The 12,185-nt window shown below is 43.0% G+C and carries 9 protein-coding genes; 8 read left to right on the top strand and 1 reads right to left on the bottom strand.

Annotation, left to right across the window (positions count from 1 at the left end):
* The 5 genes from pheT to JWQ85_RS09045 all read left to right on the top strand — a co-directional run.
* On the top strand, positions 1–2,380 hold a 2,380-nt coding region (gene pheT, locus JWQ85_RS09065), incomplete at its 5' end, for a phenylalanine--tRNA ligase subunit beta (protein WP_299467118.1).
* 91 nt (positions 2,381–2,471) lie between these two features.
* Entirely contained in the window at positions 2,472–2,762 is a 291-nt protein-coding gene (locus JWQ85_RS09060; protein ID WP_067052893.1) for a hypothetical protein, read from the top strand.
* Positions 2,763–2,783: 21 nt separating this feature from the next.
* Entirely contained in the window at positions 2,784–3,077 is a 294-nt protein-coding gene (locus JWQ85_RS09055) for a cell division protein ZapA (RefSeq protein ID WP_256538259.1), read from the top strand.
* Positions 3,078–3,303: 226 nt separating this feature from the next.
* The gene (gene rny / locus JWQ85_RS09050) at positions 3,304–4,869 is read left to right on the top strand and encodes a ribonuclease Y (protein ID WP_299467113.1); all 1,566 of its coding nucleotides are present in this window, start codon (positions 3,304–3,306) and stop codon (positions 4,867–4,869) included.
* A 56-nt stretch (positions 4,870–4,925) separates the two neighbouring features.
* Complete coding sequence (locus JWQ85_RS09045; RefSeq protein WP_299467111.1) at positions 4,926–5,465, top strand: DUF962 domain-containing protein; 540 nt, start codon at positions 4,926–4,928, stop codon at positions 5,463–5,465.
* Between the two features lie 520 nt (positions 5,466–5,985).
* On the opposite strand, the gene JWQ85_RS09040 is transcribed toward JWQ85_RS09045, so the two are convergent.
* The gene (locus tag JWQ85_RS09040) at positions 5,986–7,740 is read right to left on the bottom strand and encodes a GNAT family N-acyltransferase (RefSeq protein ID WP_299467109.1); all 1,755 of its coding nucleotides are present in this window, start codon (positions 7,738–7,740) and stop codon (positions 5,986–5,988) included.
* A gap of 64 nt (positions 7,741–7,804) precedes the next feature.
* On the opposite strand from JWQ85_RS09040, the gene JWQ85_RS09035 reads away from it, so the two are divergent.
* The 3 genes from JWQ85_RS09035 (at position 7,805) to JWQ85_RS09025 (ending at position 11,869) form a co-directional block, all read left to right on the top strand.
* On the top strand, positions 7,805–8,647 hold the full coding sequence (locus tag JWQ85_RS09035; protein ID WP_299467107.1) for a helix-hairpin-helix domain-containing protein: 843 nt from the start codon (positions 7,805–7,807) through the stop codon (positions 8,645–8,647).
* The gene (locus JWQ85_RS09030) at positions 8,644–9,171 is read left to right on the top strand and encodes an adenine phosphoribosyltransferase (protein WP_299467106.1); all 528 of its coding nucleotides are present in this window, start codon (positions 8,644–8,646) and stop codon (positions 9,169–9,171) included. Before JWQ85_RS09035 ends, JWQ85_RS09030 begins: the two co-directional genes overlap by 4 nt.
* 238 nt (positions 9,172–9,409) lie before the next feature.
* Complete coding sequence (locus JWQ85_RS09025; RefSeq protein ID WP_299467104.1) at positions 9,410–11,869, top strand: glycoside hydrolase family 31 protein; 2,460 nt, start codon at positions 9,410–9,412, stop codon at positions 11,867–11,869.
* Positions 11,870–12,185 lie beyond the last annotated feature (316 nt).

Raw genomic sequence — 12,185 nt, 5'->3', positions numbered from 1 at the left:
GCTTAAAGAATTTATTGATACGGATAAAACCCCTGCGGAATTATCTACCATACTTACAGGTACCGGCTTAGAGGTAGAGAGCCTTGAGCGGGTACAGGCCATACCGGGCGGTTTAGAAGGCCTGGTTATTGGCCATGTTAAAGAAAGTGCCGCGCACTCCAACTCAGATCACCTGCATGTTACCCGTGTAGATGTGGGCCTTGGCGAGGATCTGCAGATTGTTTGTGGCGCCCATAACGTGGCAACCGGGCAAAAAGTAGTGGTGGCAACTGTGGGCACAACCATATACCCAACCGTAGGCGAACCGTTTACCATCAAAAAATCTAAAATACGGGGCGAGATATCCGAAGGGATGATCTGCGCCGAAGATGAGATAGGCCTTGGCCACGATCACGACGGTATTATGGTGCTTGACGCCGATACCGCTGTGGGTACGCTGGCTAAAGAACATTTTAAGCTGAACGACGATTACATGTATGAAATAGGCCTTACACCAAACCGTGCTGATGCTGCATCGCACCTGGGTACGGCGCGTGATATAGCTGCTTTCCTTAAACTGGGCATCAAAAAGCCCGATGTAAGCGCGTTTAAGGTAGATAGCAACGATAGCCCTATACAGGTAGTGGTAGAGAACGAAGCTGCTGCCCCAAGGTACTCGGGTTTAACTATATCTGATATAAAGGTGGGCGAGTCGCCTGCGTGGTTAAAAGAGCGTTTGGCAGTGATAGGCGTGCGCAGCATCAATAATATTGTTGATGTTACCAACTATGTACTGCACGAGCTTGGGCAGCCCCTGCATGCCTTTGATGCAGCCGCCATTACCGGTAACAAGGTGATTGTGAAGAACGTAGCCGAAGGCACTGTATTTAAAACATTAGACGATGTAGACCGCGCGCTAAGCGCCGACGACCTGATGATATGCAATGCCGACGAGGCCATGTGTATTGCCGGTGTATTTGGCGGTGCAAAATCGGGCGTAAGCGAATCTACAACAAGCATCTTTTTAGAGAGCGCTTATTTCAACGCTGTAGCGGTACGTAAAACATCAAAAAGATTTGGGCTGAAGACTGATGCATCGTTCCGTTTTGAGCGTGGTACCGACCCTGATATGACCGTATTTGCCCTTAAACGTGCAGCCTTGTTAATACAGCAGGTAGCGGGTGGTAAGGTAACGTCGGATATATTTGATCATTACCCTGCGCCGGTAGCACCGTTTGATGTAGAGATCACCTATAACACTATCGACAGGCTGATAGGTAAAGCCATTGGTAACGATACCATCAAAAGCATTATTACCGCTTTAGATATTAAAATAGTTAACGAAACCGCCGAAGGCTTATCGCTTAAAGTACCCCCATACCGGGTAGATGTAACCCGCGATGTGGATGTGGTAGAAGAGATATTGCGTATTTACGGCTATAACAATATAGAGATCCCTACGCAAATAAGGGCATCGTTGAATAATTCGATCCGCCCGGAAAAAGATACCGTGCAAAACGTAATTGCCGACTTGCTTAGCGCTAATGGCTTTAACGAGATGCTGGCTAACTCGCTTACCAAACTAAGCTACTCGGATAACCCCGATGCTGCCGTGAAGATAGTGAACCCCCTAAGCAGCGATCTGGATGCCATGCGCCAAACCCTTTTATACTCGGGTTTAGAGGCCATTGCCTATAACCAAAACCGCCGCAGCGCCGATCTTAAATTCTACGAGTTTGGCAAGGTGTACAGTGTAAAGGATGATAAGTATATCGAAACACAGCGTTTCAGTGTATTCATAACGGGTGCCGATACTGCCGAGCAATGGAACCAAAAGCAGAAACCGGTATCGTTCTACAATTTAAAAGCCATTGTTGATGGTATTTTAAAACGCCTTAAAATAACCGATTTTGTAACCGAAGATGCTACCTGCAGCAAGCTGGCTTTTGGCTTGCAGTACATGCTAAACGGTAAGCAACTGGTTAAATTTGGGCCGGTAGGTACGGCAGCGGCCAAAAAGGTTGATGTAGATAAGGAAGTGTTTTATGCCGATTTTAACTTTGACCTGATACTGGCAGCGGTACGCAAAAACGTAATAATTTACCAGGAGGTATCCAAGTTCCCGGCGGTGCGCAGGGATTTGAGCATGCTGGTAGATAAAGCCGTAACCTTCGGACAGTTGAAGCAGGTAGCCGGACGGACGGACAAGAAGCTGTTAAAAGAGGTGAACGTATTTGATGTTTACCAGGGAGATAAATTGCCCGAAGGTAAAAAATCGTACGCGCTGAGTTTTACCCTGCAAGACACAGAGAAAACTTTAACCGATAAAGCGATTGATGCCCTGATGCAAAAATTAATTTATAATTTAGGCAAAGAAGCGGGTGCGGAGATCCGTAAATAATTATTGAGGGACTGAATTAGTGAATTAGTGAATAAAGAAATCACTAAATCACTAATTCGCTAAATCACAATTGTAAAATCACTAACTAACAATGGCCTCAGTAGCAGAACAATTAAATAAAGTTGTAGAAAAAACAGAGCGGTTAATTGAGCTTTGTGCTGCGTTGCAGGAAGAAAATGATTTGCTGAAGCTGGAAAGTGAGGCGTTAAATGTGGCCCTGAAAGCCAGTACAAACAAGACAAAAGACCTGGAAGAAAAGCTTCGTGTATTGAAGCTTGCAAAGTCGTTTTCAGAAACAAATGAAAAAAGTGTTGACATTAAGCAAAAAATTAACGACTTTGTGCAAGAAATAGATAAGTGCATTGTATTGCTTAAAAAGTAATGCAGAAAAGTGAACAGCTCAATGGGAGAAATCTCAATAAAAATAAATATTGCTGACAGAGTTTACCCGTTGAAGGTAAACATGGAAGAAGAGGAAATAATAAGAAGGGCAGCTAAGCTGATCAATGACCGTATAAAGGAATACCAGGAAAATTACGCGGTTAGGGATAAACAAGATTTGCTTTCGATGTGTGTGCTGCATTATGCAACATCGTCATTAAAGGCGGATAAGAAAGTTACTACGGATGATACCGAGGTAGCAGAAAAGGTTTATCAGTTAGATCATTTACTGTCAGATTTTTTTTCGAAACAATAACGTTCTTACACATATAACAGAGCATTTTAAGATTTAACCGCAGTTAAATTTTAAGTTTCACTATTAAAAACTTAACGCTTCAATATCTTCGGATTACAAAGAGGCATGCGTTGATCGTGATTTAACGGTAACCCGTGATCCACTCCATCCGGCAAGAAGTTTTAACAATACATGACACTTAGAAGTTTAGTTGCGGTTTTTTTATTATATATAACCTAAATAACCAATGAACAGTATATTATACATCATTATCGGGGTGCTTATGGGCGTCCCGACGGGAATAGTCATAGGGCGTTTCCTGCTACGTAAGCTCTTTAAAGACCAGGAAGTATCGGCACAAAATAAAGTAAAGAAGATATTAAAGGATGCAGAGAACAACGCCGAAATATTAAAAAAGAACAGGCAGCTGGAAGCAAAAGAGAAGTTTTTGCAGATGAAAGCCGAGCATGAGCAGGAAGTAAACGCTAAAAACAACGTATTAAATCAGCGCGAGAACGGCATCAAACAAAAAGAGCAATCTTTTAACCAGAAGCTGGAGAACATGAACCGTAAGGAAGCTGAACTGGATAACGCGCGTAAGAAACTGGAAACCCAAACCGATATTCTTGTTAAGAAACAAGAGGAGGTTGATATCCTGAAGAATCAGCATGTACAACAGTTGGAAACCATTGCGGGCCTAAGTGCAGAAGATGCTAAAAACCAATTGGTAGATAACCTGCGCGAAGAAGCACGCAGCAAGGCCATGGCGCAAATAAAAGATATTGTTGACGAAGCCAAGCTAACCGCTACCAAAGAGGCTAAGAAAATAGTTATCCAAACCATACAGCGTACCGCTACCGAGAGTGCTATTGAGAACACGGTATCTATCTTCAACATCGAGAATGATGAGATAAAGGGCCGTATCATTGGTCGCGAAGGTCGTAACATCCGTGCGCTGGAAGCAGCAACCGGTATCGAAATTATTGTAGATGATACCCCAGAAGCAATTATCCTGTCAGGTTTCGACCCTGTTCGTAGGGAGATTGCCCGTTTGGCTATGCACCGCCTGGTAACAGACGGACGCATACACCCCGCCCGTATTGAAGAGGTTGTTGCCAAAACCAAAAAGCAAATTGAAGAAGAAATTGTTGAGATAGGCGAGCGTACCGTAATCGATTTAGGTATCACCGGTTTGCATCCCGAACTGATAAGGATGGTAGGCCGTATGCGTTACCGTTCATCGTACGGGCAAAACCTGTTGCAGCACTCGCGCGAAGTGGCAAACTTCTGCGCTACAATGGCGGCAGAGTTGGGCTTAAACGTGAAACTGGCCAAACGTGCAGGCTTACTGCACGATATTGGTAAAGTGCCTGATGATAACCCCGAACTGCCACACGCTATTTTGGGTATGCAGCTTGCCGAAAAATATAAAGAACACCCTGAAGTATGTAATGCCATAGGCGCCCACCACGATGAAGTGGAAATGACATCAATGCTATCACCAATCATACAGGTGTGTGACGCTATATCAGGCGCAAGACCGGGTGCACGCCGCGAGGTGGTAGAAAGTTATATCAAGCGATTAAAAGAGCTTGAGGAGCTTGCTTTATCGTATCCTGGTGTCGAAAAAACCTTCGCTATACAGGCAGGCCGCGAATTGCGTGTTGTTGTAGAAAGCGAAAAGATCTCAGACGCGCAATCAGAAATATTGGCGGCAGATATATCAAACCGTATACAAACAGAAATGACCTATCCGGGTCAGATAAAAGTTACCGTTATAAGGGAAACCCGTTCGGTAGCGTTTGCTAAATAATTTTAACAGCTTTACACAAGCCCTCTCTATAACGGAGGGGGCTTTTTTATTTCCTAATGGGTAAGCAACATCAACCAACCACCAAAACCACAACGGCAAACAAGCCGGGGCAACGTAAGATAGACGTTTACTTTAACCGTTTAGATGCCAGTCACCAAAACCCAACCAACAGGTTGCTGCATTGGTTTTTTGTACCGGTTATGGTGCTGGGCTTATTAGGTATGGCATGGGCGCTGCCTTTTCCGCATATCGAGCTTATTGGTAAATACAACGGCTATTTTAACTGGGCATCGTTTGTAATTGCTTTTGCCATGTATTACTACTTAAAGCTATCGCCGTTGTTATCATACTTCGCGCTATTTCTGCTGTTTGGTTTAAGCTATGGCGTAATGCAGCTGGAACTTTATGAAAAAGCCGGTGGCCCGCCATTGGCAATGGTAAGCGTTGTGGTGCTTTTTGCAGGCTTGGCAGGCCAATTTATAGGCGGCAAAATAGAAGGCAAAGAAGCCTCATTTAATGATGATACCAAGCTGTTGCCTATAACCCCGCTATGGGTGTTGTATTCGCTTACTAAGAGGTTTGGATTGAGGTATTAGTGTATGCCGATCTATCAATTCATTGCCGCCAGCTTTAGCTGACGGAATATAAGATAGAAAAGCCCGGCTCAGCCAAATTATCCGCTATTTAGGCTAAAGCCAAATGCATGCTGGTTATCCGTCAGCTAAAGCTGACGGCAATGATGTTTGTGCATTTGTGGCTGGTAACGGTGACAATTCGTTAGTAAACGGTGACAATTCGTTAGTAAATGGCGCAAGTGTTCACGTTCACGGCCGTGAACACCATCGTGAACGTAATTAAATAACTGATAATAAGTAATTTAAAAATTAAGGTGCTGACGAAATAATGTCACCATTTAATCCAAACCCGGCACAGGCAATATAGACTATAATGTAGTTTCTCTTGCGCTCGTCTGTGACGAGTGCTTAACTTGGTTTCGCGATTACATCGCCCGGGGTGCGTCGCAGACGCAATGCAGCGTATGCACTCGTCACAGACGAGCGCAAGGTTAAAACGCAAATCAAAATCCCTTAATCAATAAAATCTGCTTAATCCCGGTTATAGGTTCTTCCCTAATTTCTCTAATATATCCTGCGGTACCTTTTCAAGATCCAAAACAAGGAAACCATCAAGGCAATCGGCAAATTTAGGGTCGATATTAAAGCTGATGATATGGGCGTTAAGGGCAAGATACTGGCGAAGCAATACCGGCACTTTCATGTTATGCGTTTCCACTTCAGATATCAGGTTATCGAGGCCTTTAAAGGTATCCCCGCCTGATAGCAGCAGGTCGGTGTCAATATTCTCCAAATTCACCTTGAATTTCTTACGTGGCTTTACATACTGCGCCATCTCGTGGTCAAAGTGGTTGCGGTTTATGTAATCTACAATAAGCGATTTGGAGAACTGGGAGAAGGAATTACTGATACTCACCGGGCCTATTAAATAACGGTAACGTGGGTTATCAATTACAAACTTCAGTATGCCTTTCCAAAGGAGGAACAGGGGCAGGGGTTTCATTTGATATTCCTTACGGATCCATGAACGGCCCAGCTCAAGGCTTTTCTTTAATACGGGGGTAAACTGCTCTTTAAGCTTAAATAATTCGTTTATGTAAAAGCCTTTTTTACCAACGCCATAAAATATTTCATCGCCCAAACCAATACGGTAAGCGCCAACTATCATTTTGGCATCGGTATCCCAAATAAACAGGTGGTGATAGTAAATATCGTATTCGTCAAGGTCGGTAGCTTTGTTGGTGCCTTCGCCGACAGCCCTAAAGGTTATTTCGCGTAAACGACCTATCTCGCGAATGATGCAGGGTATCTGCGAAGTAGGGCAGATGTATACCTCGTAGTTCTTCTCGGTCCAAACTTTATAATTCTCACGAAGCAGGTCAACTTCCTTTTCCAGTTTATCGGAAAACGTTTCGGGTACTATCGCTTCGGGCAGTTTCTTGATCTTGAATAAATTACGCGGGTTAAATAATTTCTTCTCTTCATCCAAACCGGCACCAAGGGCATAGGTTTTGGCGCGAAGGAAGTTCAATATTTTGGCGCTGTTAGTATTGTCGGGGATATCTTCAACCTTAATAGGTTTGCCAATACGCAGCTTAATGGTTTGGCCTTGTTTATTAAATAGCTCAGAAGGCAGCTTAGCGGTGCGCAGGGCAGGGTGTATCATGCTCAGCAGGTTAAACAACAAGCCGTTGTTGCCATGGAAGTATATGGGCACAACAGGTACTTTAGCTTTTGCGATGATCTTACCCACAACAGGGTGCCATAGGCGGTCTGTAACCTCTCTTTTCTCCAGTTTAAAGGTAGATACCTCTCCCGCCGGGAAAATGCCAATAGGGGTGCCGTTGTTCAGTAATTCGAGGGTGTTCTTCAATCCGCTGATGCTGGATGAATGCTCCACGTTCTCAAATGGGTTCACGGCTATAAAGTATTCGCTCAGGTTAGGGATCTTTTTCAGCAGGAAGTTGGCCATCAGCTTGGCATCGGGCCTTGCCATGGTGAGTATTTTAAGCAGGATTAACCCCTCAATACCACCATAGGGGTGATTGGCTATCGCGATGAAAGCGCCGTCTTTTGGGATGTGCCTCAGCTCGCGCTCGTCAAATTCAATCTCGATACCACAACCTTTTAAAATAGCGTCAACAAATTCGGGGCCCTGCTTAGGCTGTGCCTGCGCGAAAAGTTCGTTCACCTGGTTTATTTTCATCAGCTCCATTAACATGGAAGCTAATCCGGGCATTTTGAGGGTGTCCAGTTTGGTGGCTTTGGCAAACTCTTCGGTGGTTATTATTTTCATGCTGTATTTAACGCAGTAAAAGTCTCGAAATTTATTAATTTAACGGCTTATTAGCCTGTTGATAATGAAAACGCAGTTCAAAAATTACATGTCCCTTACTAAAAAAGAATGGAACGGCATGGTAGTGCTGCTTGTATTAATAGCACTGGTTTTGGCTGCTCCCTGCGCTTATCAGAGGTTTCACAAAGATAATACAATAAACGTTACAGAGTTTAATGCCGCTGTAGCGCAATTGAACAAGGCCAATCCGCAGGCAAATCAATTAAGTGACGGCGGCAAAGCCCAAAACGTTGCACTGTTCAAGTTTAACCCCAATACTTCAACGGTAGCCGACTGGCAAAAGCTTGGCTTAACCGCAAAGCAGGCAGCTATTATTAAAAACTATACCACAAAAGGGGGCAGATTCCGCAAAGCGGAAGATCTGCAAAAGATCTATGGCCTTACCAAGGTTGACTATGCCCGCCTGGCACCGTTCATTATTATCGCCGAAGAGAAGGCAGCAGATAATGTTGTAGTGGAATTAAACTCGGCAGATTCTGCAAAGCTTACAATTGTGGAGGGTATAGGCCCGGGCTTTGCCAAACGCATCATTTACTATCGCGAAAGGTTGGGCGGTTTTGTATCTAAAGAGCAATTGAGAGAAGTGTATGGCTTAGATGAATTGAAATACGACGAGATAAAAGCCCAACTAAAGGTAGATGCCAGCCGCATCCGTAGAATAAACATTAACACCATTACTTTTGACAAACTAAGGTTAATGCCTTATCTGGACTATAAACAGGTAAATGCCATTATTGAGTACCGTAAACAGCACGGCAACTACGCCTCTATCGCCGATATTGAAAACATTGCCATTATAGATGATGGAATTTTGCGTAAAATTGAGCCTTATTTAGTTTTTAAATGATAGAGCAGCAAATTAAAACCGCTATCCGCGATATACATGATTTTCCAAAACCGGGTGTTATTTTTAAAGATATCACCCCGATACTAAAAGACCCCATCCTTTGTACAAAAATTACCGATGCGTTTTTAGAAAAACTGCAGGGTATGCACATTGATGCCATAGCAGGAATTGAGAGCCGTGGCTTTTTATTTGGTTTAACACTGGCTACCAAATTGGGAGTGCCATTTATCCCGGTGCGTAAGGCTGGGAAGCTGCCCCATACTGTTAATCAGAAAGTTTATGAACTGGAGTACGGTACGGCCACAATAGAGATCCATACTGATGCCTTTAACCCCGGCGACCATATACTTATTCACGATGACTTGCTTGCAACAGGAGGCACCGTAACCGCCACCAGCGAACTGATACAGGATATGGGCGGCCATGTAGCAGGTTTTACTTTTGTGGTAGGCCTTGGCTTTTTAAACGGACTTGAAAAAATATCGCCTATTAGCAATAACATCATTGTACTTGCCGATTATTGATTTTTAAGATTATACGCATTAATATTCTACCTTATATTTTTGGCAGATTAAACTATCAAAAACCCTCTAATTATTCAAATTAGGGGGTTTTTAGGTTATAAAAATTTCCTGATGATTGATATTGGTATGTCATGCCACAAATCTGTTATAATTTCAGCAATTAATCGGGGGCGCCAGCCAATACGTTTCCCGGTTTAAACAGACCTTAATCTGTTTACTAAACCATTCAAAAATAGAGATGAAAATTAATCGTTGCATTGCCCTTGCTGTCATTTTTACGGCTTGTGCCCAACTCTTATCTGCCCAAAGCCCTATAAAACAGGTAGGTAAGGTAACTGCTGTTACAGTAAATAATCAGGAAATTGATATCACCACAGAAAACGCCTTTGTAAAAGTAATTGTGTATAGCCCTAATATTATAAGGATACGCATGGATAAGCAAAAGCTGGCAGCCGATTTTTCATACGCTGTAATAAGCGAACCTGTTAAAACTAAAGTGGCCATCACACAAGATAATGATCAGATAAACCTTACTACCGATTCTTTAAAGGTAAATATCCGTAAAAACCCATACCAGGTAACGTTTAGTACCTTAACCGGCGAGGTTATTAACCAGGATGAGCCGGGTTTAACTACATCATGGGTGAACGAATCTGTTACCACCTACAAAAAGATGCAGGATAACGAGCACTTTATAGGCTTGGGTGAAAAGACTGGTCCGCTTGATCGCAAAGGAAATGCCTATACCCACTGGAACAGCGATACCTATGCGTACACAACCGGCCAGGACCCTATTTATTCAACTATCCCTTTTTATTTAGGCATACATCATAATGTGCAGTACGGGATCTTCTTTGATAACACCTGGCAGTCTGATTTTAATTTCGGTGCCAGTAATGACAGGTTCTCGTCATTCGGTGCTAAGGGTGGCGAAATGAACTATTACTTCATCTACAATAAACACATTGCAGATATTATTAGCTCGTATAGCTCGCTTACCGGCTTAATGAAAATGCCACCATTGTGGAGCTTGGGCTATCAGCAAAACCGGTACAGTTACTATCCCGAAGCCGAAGTTTACCGCATAGCGCAAACACTGCGCGAGAAAAAGATCCCGGCAGATGGTATTACACTGGATATTCACTACATGGATAAATACAAGGTGTTTACCTGGGATAAAACCCGCTTCCCTGACCCATCAGGCTTAACTAAAAAGTTGAACAGCATGGGCTTTAAAGTAACATTGATTGTTGACCCGGGCATTAAGGTAGAAAAAGGTTATGGCGTTTACGAACGTGGATTGAAAGAAGACATTTTTGCGAAGTATCCGGATGGAACTAACTATACCGGGCAGGTATGGCCGGGCTGGTGTAACTTCCCCGATTTTACAAACCCTAAAGGGCGTGCATGGTGGGGAAGCGAGCTTAAAAAATATGCCGATGAAGGCGTGAGTGGTATCTGGAATGATATGAACGAGTTTAGCACCTGGGGCCAAAAAGCGCCGGATAATATCCTGTTCAATTACGAAGGTAAGCTGGCATCGCACCCGCAAATACATAACGCTTATGGTTTAGAAATGATCCGTTCCAGCTATGAAGGTTATAAGGCCGCGCTTAATAATAAGCGCCCGTTCATTTTAACCCGCTCGGGCTATGCAGGTTTACAGCGCTATGCCGCGATGTGGACAGGTGATAATCGTGCCGAAAATGATCACATGCTATTGGGTGTAAGGCTTATGAACAGCCTGGGCTTAAGCGGCGTGCCGTTTACGGGTATGGATGTGGGTGGGTTTACGGGTGGCGCATCACCATCGTTATATGCCCGCTGGATGCAAATTGGGGCGTTTAACCCATACTTCCGTAACCACTCAGGTATCAACTCAAAAGCATCAGAGCCATGGGCTTACGGTGAGGAGGTGTTAGAGATAACCCGTAATTACATTAACCTACGTTATCGTTTAATGCCATACTTATATTCAAGCTTTTACGAAGCTACAAAAAGCGGCAGCCCAATAATGCGCTCGCTTACTATCGATTATACCCATGATGAAAATGTATACAATGGCTTATATGAAAACCAGTATATGTTTGGTAAAGCATTTTTGGTGTTCCCATTTGATGGGGTAACCAATTATGGCAAACTGTATTTCCCGGCAGGTAAATGGTATAACCTATACAACGGCGAAGTGCAACAGGGTAACCAAAAAATAGCGCTTGATCTGGGTATATCTAAACTACCTGTTTATGTTAAAGAGAGCAGCATTATCCCAATGCAATCGCAAATACAAACCACAATGGAAAAACCAACCGATACGTTGTATGTGCATGTGTACAAAGGCGACGTGAACAACAGGTTTGTTTATTACGAAGATGATGGTGAAACTTTTGATTATGAAGGCGGTGCTTTTTACAAGCGTACCATCACCTATGACCCGGCTAAGAAAGCCATCGTGTTTACTAAAGCAGAAGGTTCTGCAAAATCAAAATTCAATAATATAAAACTGTTGTTGCATGGCTTTGACGATAACTTTACTGCAAAGCTGAATGGTAAACAAGCCAAGGCCGAAAACGGTTTCGAGGCATTAATGGTACCCATATCAAGGTTTGACCCTACCGGATTATCAAACCCGGTTGAGGGCGAGAAGGTAAAAACGGTACTGATCAAAAATACCAGCGATCAGTTTACCATTAGTTATTAGTTTAAGAGATTTCCCTACTATACATATCAGCCCGCATCTTATTTATAAGTTGCGGGCTTTTTTATTAGTGTTTTTATAAAAATATGCGTTTTGCAACAAATTTGGCAGATAATTAGTAATATTACGTTCAGGTAGATTTACCGGTTAACCTATAAACTAAATTATTATTTCAAGGAAATGTGCGGGCAGTTGTAATTGAGCTTTGCATGGCTTAACATAATTTTAATATTTAGTTTACGGTGATTAACTTTAATCCCTTTTGTAATTAAAATATGCGATTTTTTCTAAGGTCTTTATTCTTGTTGCTTCTTGCATA

The sequence above is a fragment of the Mucilaginibacter sp. genome, from assembly GCF_028288105.1.
Lineage (GTDB): Bacteria > Bacteroidota > Bacteroidia > Sphingobacteriales > Sphingobacteriaceae > Mucilaginibacter.
Note: the sequence above shows the minus strand (reverse complement) of the source record. Positions and strands in the feature narration are given on the sequence as shown.